Here is a 21,886-nt window from a genome sequence, read left to right on the forward strand (position 1 = left end):
AAGGAGTTGGTAGCTTGCCTCTTAGTTCACATTCCGAACGGCTAATGGGGACTACTATCACTATTTCATTAGTAGATGAGCGAGCCGATAGCTTGATCCAGAAATCCTTTGATTTACTCAGAGAGCTCGAATACCGCTTCAATGCCAATAGCCAAGAATCTGAGTTGATGGAAATCAATCATCAAGCTGGAATAGCCCCCGTCAAGGTTCATCCAGACCTGTTCGAACTGATTTCACTTGGATTAGAGCATAGCCTAGCGCCCTCTAGCCATCTCAACATTAGCATTGGTCCCTTAATTCAAACCTGGCGTATCGGTTTTTCAGATGCCAAAGTTGCCCAGCCTCAAGAAATCGAATCAATTCTCCCTTTAATCAATCCTCATTATATCGAGTTAGATTCTTCTACTTCTACTGTGTTTCTAAAACAGAAAGGAATGAAGATAGACCTAGGTTGTTTAGCCAAGGGTTATAGTGCGGATAAAGTTGCTCAATTTCTGAGAAAAGAGGGAGTGACATCTGCCTTGATCAATCTGGGAGGGAATATCCTGACTATTGGAAAAAATCAGGCAAGAGGGGATCAGCCTTGGCAAATTGGGATTCAAGACCCAGCCAATCCGAGGGGAAATCACTTAATGACCATCCCTGTTGTCAATAAATCTGTCGTGACTTCAGGCATTTATGAACGTCACCTGACTGTCGATGGAAAAGATTACCATCATATTTTTGACAGCCAAACAGGTTATCCTGTTGAAACGGAACTAGCGAGTCTAACAATCATCTCTGATAAATCAGTTGATGGTGAAATCTGGACAACTCGTCTATTTGGAGAAAGACCTGCTTCTATCCTCTGGCAAGTCGAAAGTTTGGAGGGCATCGAAGCTATCCTCATCGATAAGGAAGGTCACCTAAGCTGTTCTTCAGGAATTCCTACTCTATAGAAACAAATGTTTCAATGGAGTTTTAAAATTGTATTATGTAAAAAGAGAAAGGAAATCTCATGTTAAAACTTATTGCTATTGTTGGAACAAATTCAAAACGTTCTACAAACCGCCAATTGCTTCAATACATGCAAAAACACTTTGCTGAAAAAGCTGAAGTTGAACTTGTTGAAATTAAAGACATTCCTGTCTTCAACAAACCAGCTGACAAGCAAGTACCTGCTGAAATTCTAGAAATTGCTGCTAAAATTGAAGAGGCAGATGGCGTTATTATTGGTACTCCTGAGTATGACCACTCTATCCCAGCTGTTTTGATGAGCGCTCTTGCTTGGTTGTCTTATGGTATCTATCCACTTTTGAACAAACCAATCATGATTACAGGTGCTTCATATGGTACGCTTGGTTCATCACGTGCCCAATTACAACTTCGCCAAATCTTGAATGCCCCAGAAATCAAAGCAAGTGTCCTTCCAGATGAATTCTTGCTTTCACATTCTCTTCAAGCCTTCACCCCAAGTGGAGACCTAGTAGATCTTGATGTTATCAAAAAACTGGATGCCACTTTTGACGACTTCCGTATCTTTGTAAAAATTACAGAAAAATTGCGCAACGCACAAGCCCTACTTCGCAAAGATGCTGAAGACTTTGACTGGGAAAATTTGTAAGATAGGAGACCAAAAAGAATGAAATTTGTTGGACTTGTAGGATCAAACTACGATCAATCATATAACCGTAAACTCTTGGAATTCATCCGTCGTCACTTCAAACTCAAATTTGAATTAGAAGTTCTCGAAATTGATGAAGTTCCAATGTTTAACCAAGACGAAAAATGGGACGAAAGCTTCCAATTGCGTCTCTTGTATAACAGAATTACGCGTGCTGATGGTGTCATTATTGCTACTCCTGAGCACAACCACACAATCTCAGCTTCTCTTAAATCAGTTCTTGAATGGCTTTCATACGAGGTTCATCCATTTGAAAACAAGCCAGTCATGATTGTGGGAGCTTCTTACTACGACCAAGGTACTTCTCGTGCCCAAGTTCACCTTCGTAAGATTCTTGACGCTCCAGGTGTCAATGCCTACACTCTTCCAGGAAATGAATTCCTTCTTGGTAAAGCTAAAGAAGCTTTTGATGTTAATGGAAATATCACGAATGAAGGAACTGTTAATTTCCTTGAAACATGCTTGGACAACTTTGTAAAATATGTGGGAGTCGTTTCAAAATTGAAAAAACCAAAACCAATTGAGCCAGAAGATTTATATTGTACAAATTCAATTGCAACTACTATCCAAGGTGTTGATCCAGATGATCCTGAATGGGTAGAAAAAGCTGCTGAACTTGTTGGAGCTGTTTCTGGAGATACTTACGTTAAATTAGACCACGGTATCTTGACAGTTAACCAAATTGATATGTTCTTGAAAGCAATGCCATTTGAATTGACATTTGCAGATGATAATAATCAATTCTTGTACTTTAATAACGCACACCAAGACCCAGATACAATGTTTGGTAAACGTGTCCGTGCTCAATCAGGAAATAGATTAGGAACAGTACACGGTACATTGCCAGATTCTAGAATGAAAAACGTTGAATGGGTTGTCGGTGTATTGCGTAACGGAGATCAAGAATATGTCCGTACAATTGTACCAGGAACACCAGAAGGCGTTATTAATACCCATAATTACCAATCAATGTATTACCCAGATGGTTCATATGCTGGAATTAATGAGATTATCTTTAATTTCCAACCATGGCTTGACTGGTACCTCAATACGACTGGTCAACGTCTAGTCGGTGGAAATGTTGCAGCTCCTGCTGGCGGACATGGTCACGGCGATGCAGATGCTACATCTGGAGCTTCTGATGCAGGTGATGCTGGAGGTCACGGAGGTGGCGCAGACGCTACATCTGGCGCAAGTAACTAATACTTTTAGGAACCATTTTGGTTCCTTTTTAAGTGACAAAAGACTAGCAGACAAAAACTGCTAGTCTTTTGGTTATTATTTTATCTATCCTTATTAAAAGAAAGAATATTTATTATGAATTTGGGTCATCGAGACTACGACCATGTAATCCTTTTTCACGTTGGACTTGACGTAGTTTCTCTGGTGTAACATCATTTCCTTCTTCGTCCACAATTTTGATCCCTTCGATGTGGTGACGAACAGTGCGACGATAACCTTCGATGTACTCCTCACGTAGTTTGGCTTGTTCTACTTTTTCTTCTGGGGTCAAGCCTTCTGTTTTTTTCTTTTTGGCAAGCTCGTTAATACGATCAATTTTTTTAGGATCCATGTTTCTCTCCTTTATGATAAGATTTAATCCGTTTAACAGATTTTTATTTGGTATTGATTTGGTTAAAACGTGCAAGTTTAGCTGCTTTTTGAGTTAAATGAGACAAGATTGCCAAACGATTTTGACGGACTGCTTCATTTTCAGCCATAACCATGGTATTCTCAAAGAATGCATCAATAACTGGGCTAAGCGCAAAGAGTTGTTTCAATTGCTGACTTGCAGATCCTGATAAAATAAGTGATTCTACTGCTTCCGCCAAAGCTTTTTCTTGGTCATTTTCAAAAAGTGCTGAATCAACTGTAGCAACTCCTTCTGCCTTCTCAGCCAAGTTAAAGGCACGAGAAAGTGATTCAACAGAAGGTTTGAAGCCTTCTTCCTTACTTGCTTCTACGAGAGCACTTGCTGCTTCCAACATATCTGCCACGACAAAGTTTGATCCTGCAAGAACAGCTTCCTTGATATCTTTTGGAGTATACCCCATCATCTTATCAACACGAGCCTTGATAAAGTCCATAACTTCTGCTTTATTTTCATAAGTCAAGCTGTCAAATGTTAGATTATAAAGGCTATCAATCAGCTCATCCATAGCAATGTGCCAACCAAAGGCATCCAAGATACGAACCACACCTTGAGTTGCACGGCGTAGGGCATAAGGGTCATTAGAACCTGATGGAATCAATCCTACTGAGAAGAAACTCAAAATCGTATCCAATTTGTCTGCAATGGCTAGAATGGCTCCAACCTTGCTCTCTGGAAGTTCTCCTTCGGCTGATGTAGGCATGTAGTGTTCACGAATAGCAGCTGCTACCGCTGGAGTTTCCCCAGCAAGAAGGGCATATTTTTCACCCATAATTCCTTGGAGCTCGTCAAACTCACCAACCATACCTGTCAACAAGTCAAACTTGTAAATGGCTGCTGCACGAGCTAAGTCAATCGTTTCATCCGCTGACAAACCAGCTTTTTCTGCCAAGAGAATAGCAATCTGCCCCGTACGAATCATGTGTTCACGAAGGGAACCAATCTTCTCATGGAAGGTGACATTGTTTAATTTTTCAACAAGATCTGAAATCACCAATTTTTGGTCTTCACGCCAGAAGAATTCACCGTCTTCTAAGCGAGCTACTAAGACTTTTTCATTTCCTTTAATGACATTTTCCAAATACTCTGCGTTTCCGTTACGAACAGAAATGAAGTTTGGCAATAGTTTACCGTCTTGATCACGAACAACAAAGTAACGTTGGTGTTCTTTCATTGAAGTCACCAAAACTTCTTCTGGAACTTCAAGATATTTGGCATCAAAACTTCCCATAAAGGCAGTTGGGTATTCAACCAAGTTCAAGACTTCATTAAGCAAGTCCGCATCAATTTCGATACGTACACCATGCTCAGCTTCGATTGCCTTGATTTGATCAACAATCATTTGCTCACGTTCACGAGGATCCGCGATTACAAACTGCTTACGAAGGTCTTCTTCGTAGCTCAATGCTGACTGAATTTTGGTTTCTTTCCCCAAGAAACGATGACCACGGCTGACACGATCTCCCTTGATATCAAGGAAATCCAAATCAAACTCTTCTTCATCTAAAAGAACAGTTAAAGTGTGAACAGGGCGGATGTATTCAAAGGTGTTGTTAGCCCAGTGCATGCTGACAGGGAAAGTCAAGGACTTCAAGACATCTACAACACCAGGAACAATGGCTTCAACTGCTTGACCAATTTCTTCCTTGGTAACATAGACATATTCTTCACCCTTGATTTCACGGAATTCAATATCTTCAACAGTCAATCCTTTTCCACGGACAAATCCTTGAGCTGCTTTTGTGAAGTTTCCATCACTATCCAAGGCAATTTTCTTTGCTGGCCCCTTAAAATCTTCTGTCAAATCAGCCTGTTTGTCTGTAAGACCAGTTACACGAACAGCCAAACGACGTGGTGTTGAGAAGGTCTGAATAGCTTCAAAAGACAGGCGGTTCTCCTTGAGGAAGGCTGCCATTTTTTCGCCTAGTTGTTTTTCACTTGGTGTGACAACATAGGCTGGTAATTCTTCAAGACCGAGTTCTACTAATAAGTTTTTTGTCATGTTTTTTCTCCGAAAAGTATCTTTTTATTTTCCAGTTTGCCTTATGTGATTGGCACGCAAGCAACCAACTTCGTTGTTTCATTGCTAAAATTGGAGCCAAAAGTCTCCAATTTTGCCTAGTATCCTTAGCTTCACTAAGGATACCTTCATCACTGCGGCAACTGGCTCAGGGCTCACTCTGTTCGCCCATTTTCGTAATTTGTCACTCTCTTTATTCTGCGTCTTCTGCTAAGAGTTTAGCTCGTGTTGCTTCATCTAAAAGTGGGTAGCCTAGACGTTTGCGTTCTGCGACAAAGGTTTTGGCTACGACACGGGCCAAGTTACGGATACGAGCAATATAGCCTGCACGCTCTGTTACAGATACCGCACCACGCGCATCAAGTAGGTTAAAGGTATGTGAACATTTGAGAACATAGTCATAGGCAGGGTGAACCAAACCTTCTTCCAAGGCACGACCAGCTTCTTTTTCAAACTTATCAAAGTTTTCCAGCAACATTTCTTGATCAGAAATTTCAAATGAATATTTTGAGTGCTCGTACTCAGGCTGGATGAAGATTTCTCCGTATTTTACACCATCAGCCCACTCGATATCATAGACAGAGTCTACTTCCTGGATGTAAGAAGCCAAACGCTCCAAACCATAGGTAACTTCCGCAGTCACAGGGCCAGTTGCCAATCCACCAACTTGTTGGAAATAAGTGAACTGAGTGATTTCCATACCGTCAAGCCAAACTTCCCAACCAAGACCAGCTGAACCAGTTGATGGATTTTCCCAGTTGTCCTCAACAAAACGAATATCATGTTCCAAAGGATTGATACCCAATTTTTCCAAAGACTTAAGATAAAGTTCTTGGATGTTTGATGGAGATGGCTTCATGACAACCTGGAATTGGTGGTGTTGGTAGAGACGGTTAGGATTTTCTCCGTAACGACCGTCAGCAGGACGACGTGATGGCTCTACATACGCTGCATTCCATGGCTCAGGTCCGATAGCACGAAGGAAAGTGTAAGGACTCATTGTCCCCGCACCTTTTTCATTATCATAAGCCTGCATAAGCATACAACCTTGGTCATTCCAAAATTGTTGCAAAGTCAAAATAATTTCTTGAAATGTTAATTTCTTAGACATTGTTTACTCCTTTAATTTATATTATCTTCTTAGATTTATTTTTCAAGCAACCAAGAAAAGGCTGGGTCCTGAAAAATATGACGTTTGGGAACAGTTTGTAAATTCTGATCGCATTCATCTATTGTACCTAATTTCAAAGCACAGACTTCTGGTATATTTTCTTGAACAGTGAAAATTTGACTATGACAGTTCTGGCAGTAATAACGCTGTTTTCCTGGAGAAGAACTATAGGAAACAAGCTTTTCTTTTCCATGCAATACTAGCTTTTCACTGCTAACTTTAGCATTAACTGTATAGGCAGACGCAGTTGCTTTCCTACAAAATGAGCAATGACAAAAAACTAATTCCGATAATTCCTCATCTAGAGTGTAGGTCACTGCTTTACATAAACAAGATCCTTTAAGCATTATGCTCCTTTCTACTTAGGCATTAGACGAATTCAAAAAGAACCGAATTTCAACACCCAAGCCTTGCGACTAGGGGCGTCAGAAACGCGGTTCCACCCTAATTTATTACTTCATTGTTTTTGAAAATACTACAGAAAGCGCCAGTTCCTTATTTTGCACTACTTGGCTCCCACTATCCCAAGCTCGCTTGAAGAACGCCATAAGACTTTCTTTCCTGCAGACTATTATATCAAAAATTAGAACAATGTACAATTCTTTTTATGATTTTCTAGAAATCCATATCATCAACTCGTGGAGCACCAGACTGAACAACAATTGTTTTTAAGGTTTCACGTTCCTCATGATTCAGCTCAATTCCGAAACAATCAAGATTAGCCTGAATACGAGATGCTGTAACAGATTTCGGAAGCGGTAAAAATCCTTCTGCCAAGCTCCATGCCAAGGCTATCTGAGCAACAGACTTTCCGTGATTTGCCGCGATTTCTTGCACTTGCTTGCTATCAAATAGCTCTCCTTGACCAAAAGGTCCCCAAGCTTCCAATAAAATTTCTTTTTCTCGACAGTAATCTACGACTTCCTCTTGATAGACACCTGGAGCCAAACGAACTTGATTAACCGCTGGAACGATAGTTGCTGTTTCAAGCAAGGCATTCAAATGATGGGGAAGGAAATTACTAACTCCAATGGCACGGATTTTGCCTTCTTGATAGAGGTCTTCCATAGCCCTCCAAACTTCTGAATTTCGGATTTTCCAGTGGTTATTTTCTCTGAGAGGTTTTGGATTTGGCCAATGAATCAAATACAAATCCAAATATTCCAAGCCCAGCTTCTCTAAAGACTCTTCAAAAGCCTGACGAGCTTGCTCATAGTTGTGATTTGTATTCCAGAGTTTGCTGGTTACAAAAATTTCCTCACGCGGAACGCCACTATCTTGAATGGCACGACCAACGCTTTCTTCATTTTTATAAATAGCTGCCGTATCGATATGACGATAACCAGCCTTTAAAGCCTCTAGTACAGCTTGATAGGCAATCTCTCCATTTTCAGCTTTCCAGGTTCCAAATCCCAGTACTGGAATCGTAACACCATTATTTAAAGTATAAGATTTCATTATTTTTCCTTTCTATGAGAAGAAAATCCAAAGAGCCAAATTTTCAAGGAAAACTTTTCTCTTTAGATTTTGTTTATTATTGATCACGGTCATAATAGAGTTGGTGAGCTTTAAGACGAGAGTCTAACAAATCTGGTATGGTTACAAAGTCATAACCTTGACCTTTCAAATAGTCAATGACCTTCGGTAAAGCATTGACTGTTTCAGAATGGATATCATGCATAAGAATAATTGAACCATTCTTAACTTGACGCTGAATCTCTGTCAGGATAGCTGTTTCATTTTTACTCTTCCAATCCAGACTATCTACATCCCACATAATAAAGCTCAAATCTAAGCTATTGCGAATGTCGTCTGTAATGGCTCCATAAGGCGGACGCATAAGTTTGGAACTAGAACCCAGAACTTTGGTTAGCGCATCCTCAGTATCAGTAATTTGTTTTTTAGCTTCGTCAAGTGAAAGTTTTGAAAGAACTGGATGGCTCCAACTATGGTTCCCAATGACATGACCATCTGCTTTCATGCGTTTCAAAATCTCTTCATTTCCAGAAACGTTCTTACCCAGAACGAAGAAAGTTGCTTTAATTCCATACTTAGAGAGAGTATCTAAGGCTTGATTTGTCGTTGCAGGATTTGGTCCATCATCAAAAGTCAAGGCTACTACTTTACGATTTTTCTTTTCATAATAAGCCTTATATAGCTCTGCATCCTTATCTAATAGATAAGAGGACTGAATAACTTCAAAGAAACTAGATACTGGCAAGGCAATCTCATCTAGATTTTCCACTGACTGACTTGGATAAAGGATAATCTGACTATCCTTGTAATCAAAATTCCATGCAGACAAGTCTTGGTCAGAGAAGCCTTTAACAAGCTGATCGATCTTTTCTTGCTCCAATTTCTTATCCTGTAAGAAAGAGGTGATTTCTTTTAACAACTGCTCTTTGGCTTTACTAGGATCTGAAAATAATTGATCAAGTGCAAACGGTTTACCATCTTCTGTCAAATGTACTTTTGCCAGACTAGTTTTTTCAGTTTCTTCAACTTTTGACGAAGTTAAATCATAGACTTGTTTCATCACACTTCGGTTGACAATCCCTTTTAAAGTCGAATCCTGTTTCTCCGTATAATAAAAAACCAGATTTTCCTTGTCTTCCAGATTTTCCTTAATATCCTGTATCATAATTTCTTTTACAGATGAAATCACTTGCTCCCCTTGGAGAGGATAATAGGCAATTACTTCGGCTTGTCCCTTACGAAAATGATCTTTCTGATTTCCCTCACTCAATTGAGCATCTTTCTCTTTTTTAAGAGATTCAATCCTTTGTTCAAAACTTTGCTTTGTATATATTTTGTATCCAATCATTGAACCAAGGACACAAATACTTACTGAAAAGATAGCTACTAGGGCTATTAAACCGATTCTCTTTTTATCGTGCTCAACACGATTTGCTCTACTTTTATCCATAGAAATATCATATCAAATTCAGGCTATAATTTCAATGAGAAATAAGTACTATTACTCGTTTTGAACAAAAAAATAGGCTCCATAATATCTATAGGGGGATTTACCCACTACAAATATTATAGAGCCTTTTATTATGTTAGAAACGAATCGTCTCACGTGTTTTTTCGTATGAAGTAACAAAACGGTTGGTTACACCTGGTTCTGCAACTTCCAAAGCTTGCGAAATCTTATCAAATGAAGCATGATAATCAAATTCTTTTTCAAAAATTTCTAATGATTCATTAAAGGCTTCTTGAATTCGTTCATCAAATGAGCGGTAACGGTTCGAATACTGTAGCAACTGTTCTGTCAATGTTGCATATTGAACAATATTATAGGTTTCTTCTTCAAGTGCGTCCATATCATTTGTTGTAATTTCAAGCATACGGTTCACAGCTTCAATATTGACCCGAGCTTCTTCTAGTTCAGCCATCAACTCTTCAGTATGGTTACTTGCTGTAAAGAACAACTGTAAGAAATTCTGAGGAATACCTGGAAGATTGCGTTTTTCCATATATCTCTTAATTGTGTGAAGACGATTAACATAAACATTTGCCTTCTGGCGAGCATTGATATCATCTTTTTCAATCTGAGCAAGACGTTGACTAACCGCAACTTGTTCATCTTCAATTTCTTTCAAAGTAGCTTGTAAGTTTTCTAAACGTTCTTCAAGTAATGAATACGGCTCAGAATGTTCCTCCTGTTCAGAAGTTAATTCCAATACTGACTCTTCCAAAGATTCTAACTCAGCTTGTAATCTGTGAACATGACTAACATCCGTTTCAGATAGTAGGTAATTGTTACTCAATCGTTGAATATCTTCCACTAAAACAGCATTACTATCTTTCATGTGTTTCAAATATGTGGGAAGTGTTGCAACTAAGCCTTCTACTACTTTTTGAGCAGCGATTTCTCGTGTAAAGATATCATAGAGTGCATTGATTTCTTCTTGAACTTGAGTATTTTCATACTCAGCATTATCCAACTCTAATTGTGCAATATTTTCGTGGTTTTTCTTCAAAGCTTCATAAAGCAATTGGAAGCGAGATTCAATATCCGTTTCAGCAAAATGATAGTTAGCATCTAAAAGCTTACGGTAACCATCCTCCAAATCTTCCAATTGATCAGGTAGCTCTTTAGATAATGTTTTTACAATCGCTGGCAGGCGGTCAACAATGTGACTCAAAGCCAAGATATGATTTTCAGCATTATCCAAAATCACAGCAGCTTCTACTGGGTCACCTGAAGTGTTCAAAGTAACAAACTGAGAAAACTCTGATTGGATATTTTCCAATTGTTTTTCGATTTCAGATAAACCTTGGCCATATTCTTCAGAATGATCAGCCACTCGGTGTTGCAACTCTTCAAACAAGTCCAAAGTATGAAGAACACGTCCACTATTTTTAGACTCTTGTTTCTCCAAATCTGCCAAAGCATTGCGAATTGCCGCAATATCTTCTTCAATCAAGGTAATTTGACTCTCGATTTGGTCTATTTGATGACTGGCCTTGAAAAAACGGAATGAGTTGTTATAGCCTTCTGCCTCAAAAAGATTATTTTCGATATCTGCAAAAGAGTTAAGAGATAGGTCAACCCATTTTTGGTTCCATTCACGGAAAGTCACTTGACTTTGTCCAATCAAGTGCATATTTTTTACAGCTTCAACTTCATCATTAACTGGAAGATTGTACAGCTCTTCTTTTTTCTCTTCTAAAATTGCTAATTTACTTTCATTGCGTTTCCGTACATAAATTGCTATAGCATATGAAATCAGCAATATAATTGCAATTGCAATTATAAGATATACTACTAGACTACCAGACATATTAAACTCCTTTTTAACTTGAAACAATCGTAATGATTATATCATATTTTTTAGACCAAGGGAACTACTTCTCCCGATTTTTTAGACATCAAGTGTACTATAGACGGCATTTTCTTCGATAAATTCACGACGAGGCTCTACTCGATCCCCCATCAACATATCAAAGATTTTATCTGCTTCTGCAGCATCGTCCACAGAAACTCTTGCCATTAAGCGATGTTCGGGATCCATGGTTGTTTCCCACAACTGGTGATCATCCATTTCACCCAAACCTTTATAACGCTGAATGGTTGGTTTGGCACGTCCTTCACTATGGCGGGCCAAGGCTTCTTGGAGTTTAATTTCTTGATCCGCTCCTGGCTGGATATATTCTTTAATCTCGCTTCCAACCTTGACACCATAGATTGGAGGTTGGGCAATATAAACATAACCAGCTTCTAGTATTGGTTTCATATAACGATAAATCAAGGTTAAAAGAAGGGTACGAATGTGAGCACCATCGACATCGGCATCGGTCATCAAAACGAGTTTTTGGTAACGGGCTTTTGAAACATCAAATTCTGCACCGAATCCTGTTCCCATCGCTGTAAAAAGACTACGAATTTCTTCGTTAGCTAGAATCTTATCCATACTTGCCTTTTCAACGTTCAAAATCTTACCACGAATCGGAAGGATTGCCTGAAATTCACGGTTACGACCAGATTTGGCTGACCCACCAGCTGAGTCTCCTTCGACGATGAAGAGTTCTGTTTCTGCAGGATTGTTAGAAGAACAGTCCGCCAGTTTTCCTGGAAGGTTAGAAATTTCCAAACCAGATTTTTTACGGGTAACTTCACGCGCACGCTTGGCAGCCACACGAGCCTTCGCAGCCAAAATCCCTTTTTCCACGATACGTTTGGCAATCTGCGGATTTTCCATGAGGAAATCAGAGAAGGCATCGCTGAAGAGACGATTGGTAATCTTGACCACTTCGCTATTCCCCAGTTTTGTCTTGGTCTGTCCTTCAAACTGTGGATTTGGGTGTTTAACCGAGATAACTGCAGTTAATCCTTCGCGGACATCTTCCCCTGTTAAGTTGTCTTCATTGTCTTTCAGTAACTTATTTTTACGAGCATAATCGTTGATAACACGTGTCAAGGCTGTACGGAAACCTTGTTCATGCGTTCCACCTTCATGGGTGTGGATATTATTGGCAAAACTCATGACATTTTCATGGTAGCCCGTTGTGTACTGCATGGCTACTTCAACTGTGATATCCTCCATCTCACCGTCAGTATAGATTGGTGTATCAAAGATAACATCCTTGTTCTCGTTAATATATTCAACGTAACTAGCAATCCCACCTTCATAATGGTAATGCTTGGTTTGTTCCAAACCTTCGCGCTTATCTGTGATGGAGATTTGAAGACCGCGATTTAGAAAGGCCAACTCTTGAATCCGTTTATTTAATTTATCAAAATCAAAGGTTGTTGTTTCCGTAAAGATTTCTGGGTCCGGTGTAAAGTGAACTGTTGTTCCCGTTTTATCCGTATCTCCAACCACCTCAAGGTCTGCGACAACATGACCACGACGGTATTCTTGGTAATGAATCTTACCATTTTTGTGGACATGAACGTCTAATTGAGTTGAAAGGGCGTTAACAACTGAGGACCCCACTCCGTGAAGACCACCTGAGACCTTATATCCGCCACCGCCAAACTTTCCTCCAGCGTGAAGAACAGTAAAGACAGTCTCAACGGCAGGTCGACCTGTTTTTTCCTGAATATCGACGGGGATACCACGCCCATCATCGACAACAGTAATCGAATCATCTGGCTCAATAAAGACTTGAATTTGGCTAGCAAATCCTGCCAAGGCCTCATCAATTGAGTTATCAACAATTTCCCAGACTAGATGGTGAAGACCTTCTTTTGAGGTCGATCCGATATACATTCCTGGACGCATACGAACAGCCTCTAAGCCCTCTAAAACTTGAATTTGACTGGCATCATAATCTTGTGCCTGCAGATTTTTAATTTCTTCTGTCATCTTATTCCTTTTTCTTACATGTCTAATACTTGTCTTAAATTCACGATACTGGTAAACAAGTGGGTATCGAGTCCAGCAGCTTGCCCTGCTTCGATATCAATCGGCCGATCACCGATGACAAGACCAGAGTTAATTTGATACTTGTCTCTTAAATAAATCATGGACTCAGGATCTGGTTTTCTCTTAAAGCCTGAGTTAGAAGTCACCACTTCTGTAAAATAAGCTGCTATAGAGGTTTTTTCTAAAATTTCCAAGACCTGATCATTTCGATGAGAAACCAAAAAATGACGGCCACCTTGATTTGAAATGTCTTCCAATAAACCAGAAACTCCATCAAATAAAATCGGATGTTCTAGCTCTCTGGCTTCATTTTCCTTGTACTTTTCTAAAAAATTCTCTAAGTTGGGAGCGAATATCTCAATCGCAAAATCAGTAGAAACCTTTAAAGCTTGGTAGACACTGTCGTGGTCTTGTGTGATACCATACAGTGCCAATGTTTCAACAAAGGCAGCTGTTGAAGTTTCGTAATTATCCAGTAAAGTTCCACCTAAATCCCAGATATAATCGTGATATTTCATACCCTTCATTATAGCATTTTTTTGTGAAAAAAGCGATGATTTCCTTGAGTTTTGCACATAAAAAATGCTCTATATTATTTGTAGTGGGTAAATCTATTATAAATACTATGAAACCTATTTTCTTGTAGAAAAAAGTTCCATATGACCCATAATGAAAAGCGACCAAACCATCATTAGAGAGAATCATATGGAACAATTATATTTTAACACAAAACTACTTTATATAAAAAATCCTAATATCCAATTTATGGATGTTATTAATAAAGGGGGGAACTTCTCAAAGTAAGTTCAACTTGACTGGTATTGAGCCTAGCTTTTCACTAATCTTGTCTTGAAATTTTAAAATAGATTATAAAACCTTACTCAAGAAGTCTTTAGTCCGCTGTTCTTGGGTTTGTTCAAAAATCTGTTCAGGTGTTCCATCTTCAACAACCACACCGTCTGCCATAAAGATGACACGGTCTGCCACCTCACGGGCAAATCCCATTTCATGAGTTACGATAACCATGGTCATTCCTGACTTGGCTAGGTCTTGCATAACCGCCAGCACCTCACCTACCATTTCAGGATCCAGAGCGGAAGTTGGCTCGTCAAAGAGCAAAACATCAGGTTCCATAGCTAAACCACGCGCAATGGCAATCCGCTGTTGCTGGCCACCTGACAAACTCTGTGGATAAGCAGTTGCCTTATCTGGCAAACCAACTTTTTCCAAAAGCTCTTGGGCTCTCTTCTCAGCCACTGCCTTACTTTCACCTTTGGTCTTGATAGGTGACAAGGTGATATTTTCCATCACAGTCATATTAGGAAAGAGATTAAATTGTTGGAAAACCATACCCATCTTCTCACGCATGGCAAATAGATCATTCTTCTTGTCCGTAATATCGACTCCTTCAAAGATAACCTTCCCCTTGGTCGCTTCTTCCAACAAATTCATAGAACGAAGCAAGGTAGATTTCCCGCTTCCTGAAGGACCGATAATAACAACAACTTCACCTCTTTTAATCTCGAGGTTGATGCCCTTCAATACTTCATTCTTTCCAAAGGATTTATGTAAATTTTCAATTTTTATCAAGGTTTCTGTCATTATTTTTTATCTCCTTGTCCCATACGTTTTTCAAAAGCTTTCAAGGCTACTGTCAAAATAGAAGTCATAATCAAGTAATAAAAGGCTGCAAATAAAAGTGGTGTTAAAGGTAGATAGGTTGTTGTAGAAACTGTTGTAGCCCCATTCCACAACTCCATGACACCGATAGCTGATAAGAGGGAACTATCCTTGATAATAGTGATAAATTCGTTCCCCAATGCTGGCAAAATATTTTTGATAGCTTGTGGCAAAATCACATAGCGCATCGCATTTTTAGGACGAATCCCTAAAGAATAGGCCGCCTCTAACTGCCCCTTAGGAACCGCATTAATTCCGGCACGAACAGTCTCAGAAACATAAGCACCACTGTTCATTGAGATAATCAAAATCCCTGGAATCAGACGAGAAAGATCAACACCCAAAATCCCAACCTGAATAGTCGGAGCATTGATATGCATAAGAGCAAAGGCAATCATAATCTGAACCATCATCGGTGTCCCGCGGAAAATCCAAACGTATAAGTTGGCAAGCCAAACAAGCGGTTTAAACTTTGAACGTTGCCCAAAAGCCAAGACAACCCCCAAAATAGTTCCCAAAAATACAACACAGATAGAAATGAGAACCGTCACGACAGCCCCATAGTTAAAATAAGGTAAATACTTAGGTAAAAAAGAAAAATTCATAGTCACACTGCTTTCTAAAATAGAATACTGTATGATTATAACATGAATTGAATTAAAATTCAAATCTTTTGTCTAATTTATTCAAAAAAACTTTAAGATGGTAGAATTAGCGAGAAATCTTAGTTTTTTCTAGGCAAGTTGAGCTCCTTTATGGTAAAATAGTAACGATAAGAAATGAAGGAGAATCAAAATGGAATCACATTTGGTTAGAATCATCAACCGCCTTGAAGCAATGGCTAAAGACGGCGGAAATTTAAAACGTAATTTTGAACGCGAAGGAGTTGTTGTTGCAGAAGTTGCATACAGCCACGACGAAGAAAACGGCTCAATCTTTACCCTTCGTGATGTCGAAGCTCGCGAAACTTATACGTTTGACAGCATTGACTTGATTGCAATGGAGATTTACGAACTCCTTTACTAATACAAAACAAGCTGGGATTACACCCTGCATGTCTAACCAAAATCCTTTTTGTCTCACAAATAGGATTTTTTTATAGTCCAAATCCACAAAGATCTTCATTGTAGCAACTTCTCAAAGCTGCAATCTTTTTACTTGCTTTACACCCCAATCCTGTTATAATGAAAGTATAGAAATTTGACTATTTTTGACCTTTAAACAGGTCAGGCTAAATAAAGAAATGAGGTAGATGTATGCTTTGTCAAAACTGTAAAATCAATGACTCAACGATTCATCTTTATACCAATCTCAATGGAAAGCAAAAACAAATTGACCTCTGTCAAAACTGCTATAAGATTATCAAGACAGATCCTAACAATAGCCTCTTTAAAGGTATTACGGATCTGAACAATCGTGACTTTGATCCCTTTGGTGATTTCTTCAATGACCTAAACAATTTCAGGCCTTCTAACAATACTCCTCCGACTCCCCCAACCCAATCAGGTGGAGGTTACGGTGGAAATGGCGGTTATGGTTCCCAAAATCGTGGACCTGCTCAAACTCCTCCACCAAGCCAAGAAAAAGGCCTACTGGAAGAATTTGGTATCAACGTAACTGAAATTGCCCGTCGTGGAGATATTGACCCCGTTATTGGGCGCGACGATGAGATTATCCGTGTCATAGAAATTCTCAATCGCAGAACCAAGAATAATCCTGTTCTTATCGGTGAACCAGGTGTCGGAAAAACTGCCGTTGTCGAAGGTCTAGCTCAGAAAATAGTTGATGGAGATGTTCCCCATAAACTACAAGGAAAACAAGTCATCCGTCTGGATGTGGTTAGCTTAGTTCAAGGAACGGGTATCCGTGGACAATTTGAAGAACGCATGCAAAAACTCATGGAAGAAATTCGCAAACGTGAGGACATCATCCTCTTTATCGATGAAATCCATGAAATTGTCGGTGCTGGTTCTGCGGGCGATGGCAATATGGATGCAGGAAATATCCTCAAGCCCGCCCTTGCTCGTGGAGAGCTGCAATTGGTCGGTGCTACTACCCTCAATGAATACCGTATCATTGAAAAAGATGCAGCCCTAGAGCGTCGTATGCAACCTGTTAAAGTGGATGAACCAACAGTGGAGGAAACAATTACTATCCTCAAAGGCATTCAAAAGAAATACGAAGACTACCACCACGTTCAGTATACCGATGCTGCAATTGAAGCAGCTGCAACTCTGTCCAATCGCTACATCCAAGATCGCTTCTTGCCTGACAAGGCCATTGACCTCCTAGATGAAGCTGGTTCTAAGATGAACTTGACCTTGAATTTTGTGGATCCTAAAGTAATCGATCAGCGCTTGATTGAGGCTGAAAATCTTAAATCTCAAGCTACACGAGAAGAAGATTTTGAGAAGGCCGCCTACTTCCGTGACCAGATTGCCAAGTATAAGGAAATGCAAAAGAAAAAGGTCACAGACCAAGATACTCCTATCATTAGTGAGAAAACCATTGAGCACATTATCGAGCAGAAAACCAATATTCCTGTTGGTGATTTAAAAGAGAAAGAACAATCTCAACTCATCCATCTAGCCGAAGACCTCAAGTCTCATGTTATTGGACAAGATGATGCTGTCGATAAGATTGCCAAGGCTATTCGCCGTAATCGTGTCGGTCTCGGTACCCCTAACCGCCCAATCGGAAGTTTCCTTTTCGTTGGGCCAACTGGAGTCGGTAAGACAGAACTTTCCAAACAATTAGCTATCGAACTCTTTGGTTCTGCTGACAGCATGATTCGCTTTGATATGAGTGAATATATGGAAAAACACAGTGTGGCGAAATTAGTCGGTGCCCCTCCAGGTTATGTCGGCTATGACGAGGCTGGGCAATTAACTGAAAAAGTCCGCCGCAATCCCTACTCTCTTATTCTCTTGGATGAAGTAGAGAAAGCCCATCCAGATGTCATGCATATGTTCCTCCAGGTCTTGGACGATGGTCGTTTAACAGATGGACAAGGACGTACCGTTAGCTTCAAGGACGCCATCATCATCATGACTTCAAATGCAGGTACAGGTAAGGCAGAAGCTAGCGTTGGATTTGGTGCTGCTAGAGAAGGACGTACCAACTCTGTTCTTGGTGAACTCGGTAACTTCTTTAGCCCAGAGTTTATGAACCGTTTTGATGGTATTATCGAATTTAAGGCTCTCAGCAAAGATAACCTCCTTCAGATTGTCGAGCTTATGCTTGCAGATGTTAACAAACGTCTTTCTAGCAACAACATTCATTTGGATGTAACCGACAAGGTCAAGGAAAAATTGGTTGACCTTGGTTATGATCCAAAAATGGGAGCACGCCCACTTCGTCGTACTATTCAAGACTATATTGAGGACGCAATCACTGACTACTACCTTGAAAATCCAAGCGAAAAAGACCTCAAGGCAGTGATGACCAGCAAGGGTAACATTCAAATCAAATCTGCCAAAAAAGCTGAAGTAAAGACTTCTGAAAAAGAAGTATAAATCCTATAGAAAAGGAGTAGAAAATGAAAATTTTCTGCTCCTTTTTACTAAAATAACTATAAATTCTTGACAGCTAGGCCTTTGTCCATTAAGATAATAATAAAGATAATAGATAATGAGGAAAATGCAATGGCAAACCCAACTTTCGGAGAAAAAAAAGCGAATACAGACTATGTTTCACGCTATGGCGTATATGCAGTTATACCTGATGCTGAACAAAAACAAATTGTTCTTGTTCAAGCACCCAATGGCGCTTGGTTCCTACCAGGTGGCGAAATTGAAGCTGGTGAGAACCATCAGGAAGCCCTAAAACGTGAATTGATTGAAGAGCTTGGCTTTACAGCTGAAATTGGTACCTATTACGGACAAGCTGACGAATATTTCTATTCTCGTCACCGTGACACCTACTACTACAATCCAGCCTACCTCTATGAAGCAACTTCTTTCAAAGAAGTGCAAAAACCACTAGAGGACTTTAATCATATTGCCTGGTTCCCTATTGACGAGGCTATTGAAAATCTCAAACGTGGTAGCCATAAATGGGCTATTGAATCTTGGAAAAAACAACATAAGATTGACTAAATTAAGCTACTTTATTCAAAAAGTGCTATAATAGAATTAGAAAATCGGAGGAAATGTTATGAAGCTAATCAATACGACAAACTCACACTCGCAACTTGTTAAAAGCCAGCTAGAAAGTACAGATGCAACCCTTGTTGAGGTCTATTCTGCAGGGAATACAGATGTTATTTTTACTCAAGCTCCGCTTCACTATGAAATCCTCATCTCAAATAAACACCGCGCTATTCGTGAACCTGAAATCGAAGCTATTCAAGAATTTTTCTTGAAACGTAAAATTGATAAGGACTCTATTGATGAGGCCAATATCAAAACCCTCTATTCAGAAAAATTAATTGGAATTTCGATTCCAACCAAATAAAATCTTGGAGAGATTAGAAAGTGCTTTGAACCTTATGGAACAAAATTAGGTTTATTTAGCTTTTTAAATCATCTCCAATTTTTTATCTATAAAATCTTGTCATACAAGATTTTGTAGATAATTAAGGAGACAAACATGGGAGACATCATATATAGAGAGGCAAGAATTGAAGAAAGCGAAAAAATTGGAAAATTATTAGCCAATTCCTTTCTTGACTATCCCTTTTTAACGATTATAACTGATGATTTGAAGAAACCTGACTCCTATCCTGCTTTTGTAGAAACGTTGCAAATTCTGCTTACTAGAGTCTATATTAAGAAGGGAAACTGTTTAATTGCGGAACAGGATGGAGACTTACTTGCAGTCGCCCTTTTGCAACAAAAAGATTTCTGTATACTATCCTATCTACGAAATGGAGGAACAAACATTTTTCGCTACATTCGACCACAAAATCTCCTTAAATACTTTGACTTTGTAAAACGTTCCAAAAAGCATTTAGAAAAATCTGGAGAGTTTGATTGGTATTTGATGGCCTTAGCTGTCAATATAGAAAGTAAGGGGCAGGGAATAGGCAGTACTTTTCTGACACAAGGGATTGAACCTTATGTCAAATCAAAAGGCTGTAAGAACTTGGGTCTCATAACTAATACAGCTAGAAATGCCTCATTCTACGAAAAAAACGATTATGGACTACTAGACTTTATAGATCTAGAATACGGTTCAAAATCAATTGGTAACTGGGCATTTTTAAAAACAATGAATAAATTATAACAGGCTAGCAATTTACTGACCTATTAAAAAGGATAGCTCATATTTACAAAAACCAACGTTCAAAACGTTGGTTTTCTTATCTATTTTACTGCTTCTTTCAAAGCATCTACCTTGTCCAAACGTTCCCATGGAAGGTCAATATCTGTACGTCCCATGTGTCCATAAGCCGCTGTTTGACGGTAAATTGGACGCTTGAGGTCCAGCATTTGGATAATTCCTGCAGGGCGAAGGTCAAAGATTTGACGGGCTGCTTTTTCAAGCTTACTTTCAGCTACTGTTCCTGTACCAAAGGTATCGATACGAACAGAGACAGGTTGCGCAACACCGATAGCATAGGCCAATTGCACTTCTGCCTTCTTAGCAAGACCCGCTGCAACGATATTCTTTGCAATATATCGAGCCGCATATGACGCAGAACGGTCCACCTTAGTCGCATCCTTACCAGAGAAGGCACCACCACCATGACGAGAGTAGCCCCCATAAGTATCTACGATAATCTTACGACCAGTCAAACCTGAGTCCCCTTGAGGTCCACCGATTACAAAACGACCAGTAGGATTGATGAAGAATTTTGTTTGCTCATCCAAGTAAGAGGCTGGAATAACCTCTTTGATAACCTTGTTAATGACATCATTGTGAATTTGTTCGTTGCTAACTTCTGGATCGTGCTGAGTTGAAATCACGACTGTGTCCACACGTACTGGACGATCATTTTCATCATACTCAACTGTAACTTGTGATTTAGCATCTGGGCGAAGATAGCTGATTTCCCCAGACTTACGAAGTTCTGCCAAACGACGAACCAATTTATGACTGAGTGAAATTGGCAAAGGCATGAGCTCTTCTGTTTCATCCACTGCAAATCCAAACATGAGCCCTTGGTCTCCAGCACCAATCAAATCAAGTGGATCTTGGTCTGCATTTCCACGAACCTCCAAGGCTTCGTTAACACCTTGAGCAATGTCAGGAGATTGTTCCACCAAAGATGGATGTACTCCTACAGTCTCAGCAGAAAAACCATATTCTGTATTGGTGTAGCCAATCTCTGCAATGGTATCTCGAACCACACGGTTAATATCTACATAGGCATTTGTAGAAATTTCACCAAAAACGTGGACAGATCCAGTGTATACAGCTGTCTCAGCAGCAACGTGCGCCTCTGGATCCTTAGCTAAAATAGCATCCAAAATCGCATCTGAAATTTGGTCTGCAATCTTATCTGGATGCCCCTCAGATACAGATTCAGACGTGAATAATTTACGTTCTGACATAAAAATGTCCCCCCTTAAAAATAGTGTTATAGAGTTACAAAGTACTGATAGGTATTTTCATTTTCTAAGAGTTACAACGCGTAAGAAATAAAAACGATACTTTTTTATTTCTAAAGCTAGTAAGGCGCATAGGATGACCGCCCTATAGCGGCATCCGTAGAATGATGAGCGACTTTGGAGCCGTCATTCTTTGCGAGTTACAAAGTACTGATAGGAAAACTCTTAGTGATAAATACCTACCATCTTATCGGGACTATATAACTTTATCATTATACCATTTTTTAGCGCAATTTGCAGTCTTTATTGTAGTGTTTCTGTTTAGATAG

At 39.5% G+C, this 21,886-nt stretch carries 20 protein-coding genes; 8 read left to right on the forward strand and 12 right to left on the reverse strand.

Going from position 1 to position 21,886, the window contains the following annotated elements:
- The first annotated feature begins 14 nt into the window (after positions 1–14).
- From N8M95_RS02905 to N8M95_RS02915, 3 genes are read left to right on the forward strand one after another with little or no spacing between them, the layout of a single operon-like run.
- On the forward strand, positions 15–938 hold the full coding sequence (locus tag N8M95_RS02905; RefSeq protein ID WP_004256850.1) for an FAD:protein FMN transferase: 924 nt from the start codon (positions 15–17) through the stop codon (positions 936–938).
- Between the two features lie 59 nt (positions 939–997).
- Positions 998–1,603: an NADPH-dependent FMN reductase gene (locus N8M95_RS02910; protein WP_261116580.1), complete on the forward strand. Its 606-nt coding sequence runs from the start codon at positions 998–1,000 to the stop codon at positions 1,601–1,603.
- Between the two features lie 18 nt (positions 1,604–1,621).
- A complete protein-coding gene (locus N8M95_RS02915; RefSeq protein WP_261116581.1) occupies positions 1,622–2,866 on the forward strand; it encodes an NAD(P)H-dependent oxidoreductase in 1,245 nt (414 codons plus the stop codon).
- Positions 2,867–2,978: 112 nt separating this feature from the next.
- On the opposite strand, the gene N8M95_RS02920 is transcribed toward N8M95_RS02915, so the two are convergent.
- The 11 genes from N8M95_RS02920 to N8M95_RS02970 form a co-directional block, all read right to left on the reverse strand.
- Positions 2,979–3,236 carry a DUF896 family protein gene (locus N8M95_RS02920; protein WP_000371299.1) on the reverse strand — a complete coding sequence of 86 codons (258 nt, stop codon included), beginning with the start codon at positions 3,234–3,236 and terminating at the stop codon, positions 2,979–2,981.
- A gap of 43 nt (positions 3,237–3,279) precedes the next feature.
- Positions 3,280–5,316: a glycine--tRNA ligase subunit beta gene (gene glyS / locus N8M95_RS02925; protein WP_261116582.1), complete on the reverse strand. Its 2,037-nt coding sequence runs from the start codon at positions 5,314–5,316 to the stop codon at positions 3,280–3,282.
- Between the two features lie 211 nt (positions 5,317–5,527).
- Entirely contained in the window at positions 5,528–6,445 is a 918-nt protein-coding gene (gene glyQ, locus N8M95_RS02930; RefSeq protein WP_261116583.1) for a glycine--tRNA ligase subunit alpha, read from the reverse strand.
- A gap of 35 nt (positions 6,446–6,480) precedes the next feature.
- Entirely contained in the window at positions 6,481–6,852 is a 372-nt protein-coding gene (locus tag N8M95_RS02935) for a GFA family protein (protein WP_084865263.1), read from the reverse strand.
- Positions 6,853–7,120: 268 nt separating this feature from the next.
- The gene (locus tag N8M95_RS02940) at positions 7,121–7,963 is read right to left on the reverse strand and encodes an aldo/keto reductase (protein ID WP_261116584.1); all 843 of its coding nucleotides are present in this window, start codon (positions 7,961–7,963) and stop codon (positions 7,121–7,123) included.
- Between the two features lie 76 nt (positions 7,964–8,039).
- Complete coding sequence (gene pgdA / locus N8M95_RS02945) at positions 8,040–9,431, reverse strand: peptidoglycan-N-acetylglucosamine deacetylase PgdA (protein WP_261116585.1); 1,392 nt, start codon at positions 9,429–9,431, stop codon at positions 8,040–8,042.
- Between the two features lie 136 nt (positions 9,432–9,567).
- Positions 9,568–11,295, reverse strand: a complete 1,728-nt coding sequence (gene ezrA, locus N8M95_RS02950) for a septation ring formation regulator EzrA (protein ID WP_261116586.1) — start codon at positions 11,293–11,295, stop codon at positions 9,568–9,570.
- 81 nt (positions 11,296–11,376) lie between these two features.
- Complete coding sequence (gene gyrB, locus N8M95_RS02955; protein ID WP_261116587.1) at positions 11,377–13,323, reverse strand: DNA topoisomerase (ATP-hydrolyzing) subunit B; 1,947 nt, start codon at positions 13,321–13,323, stop codon at positions 11,377–11,379.
- A 14-nt stretch (positions 13,324–13,337) separates the two neighbouring features.
- The gene (locus tag N8M95_RS02960; protein ID WP_004259933.1) at positions 13,338–13,901 is read right to left on the reverse strand and encodes an HAD family hydrolase; all 564 of its coding nucleotides are present in this window, start codon (positions 13,899–13,901) and stop codon (positions 13,338–13,340) included.
- Between the two features lie 349 nt (positions 13,902–14,250).
- Entirely contained in the window at positions 14,251–14,985 is a 735-nt protein-coding gene (locus tag N8M95_RS02965) for an amino acid ABC transporter ATP-binding protein (protein WP_000140955.1), read from the reverse strand.
- Complete coding sequence (locus N8M95_RS02970; protein WP_001011642.1) at positions 14,985–15,668, reverse strand: amino acid ABC transporter permease; 684 nt, start codon at positions 15,666–15,668, stop codon at positions 14,985–14,987. Before N8M95_RS02970 ends, N8M95_RS02965 begins: the two co-directional genes overlap by 1 nt.
- A 190-nt stretch (positions 15,669–15,858) precedes the next feature.
- On the opposite strand from N8M95_RS02970, the gene N8M95_RS02975 reads away from it, so the two are divergent.
- The 5 genes from N8M95_RS02975 (at position 15,859) to N8M95_RS02995 (ending at position 20,289) form a co-directional block, all read left to right on the forward strand.
- Positions 15,859–16,089 (forward strand): DUF1797 family protein, encoded by a 231-nt coding sequence (locus N8M95_RS02975; protein ID WP_000443570.1) that lies wholly within the window; start codon positions 15,859–15,861, stop codon positions 16,087–16,089.
- A gap of 230 nt (positions 16,090–16,319) precedes the next feature.
- Positions 16,320–18,578, forward strand: a complete 2,259-nt coding sequence (locus N8M95_RS02980) for an ATP-dependent Clp protease ATP-binding subunit (protein ID WP_000882498.1) — start codon at positions 16,320–16,322, stop codon at positions 18,576–18,578.
- A 129-nt stretch (positions 18,579–18,707) separates the two neighbouring features.
- The gene (locus N8M95_RS02985; protein WP_261116588.1) at positions 18,708–19,160 is read left to right on the forward strand and encodes an NUDIX hydrolase; all 453 of its coding nucleotides are present in this window, start codon (positions 18,708–18,710) and stop codon (positions 19,158–19,160) included.
- A 58-nt stretch (positions 19,161–19,218) separates the two neighbouring features.
- Positions 19,219–19,518: a DUF1827 family protein gene (locus N8M95_RS02990; RefSeq protein WP_000767189.1), complete on the forward strand. Its 300-nt coding sequence runs from the start codon at positions 19,219–19,221 to the stop codon at positions 19,516–19,518.
- A 135-nt stretch (positions 19,519–19,653) separates the two neighbouring features.
- The gene (locus tag N8M95_RS02995; RefSeq protein WP_261116589.1) at positions 19,654–20,289 is read left to right on the forward strand and encodes a GNAT family N-acetyltransferase; all 636 of its coding nucleotides are present in this window, start codon (positions 19,654–19,656) and stop codon (positions 20,287–20,289) included.
- Positions 20,290–20,369: 80 nt separating this feature from the next.
- On the opposite strand, the gene metK is transcribed toward N8M95_RS02995, so the two are convergent.
- On the reverse strand, positions 20,370–21,560 hold the full coding sequence (metK, locus tag N8M95_RS03000; RefSeq protein ID WP_000003942.1) for a methionine adenosyltransferase: 1,191 nt from the start codon (positions 21,558–21,560) through the stop codon (positions 20,370–20,372).
- Positions 21,561–21,886: the final 326 nt, after the last annotated feature.

Source organism: Streptococcus mitis (genome assembly GCF_946190325.1).
In the GTDB taxonomy this organism is placed as follows: Bacteria; Bacillota; Bacilli; order Lactobacillales; family Streptococcaceae; genus Streptococcus; species Streptococcus mitis_CF.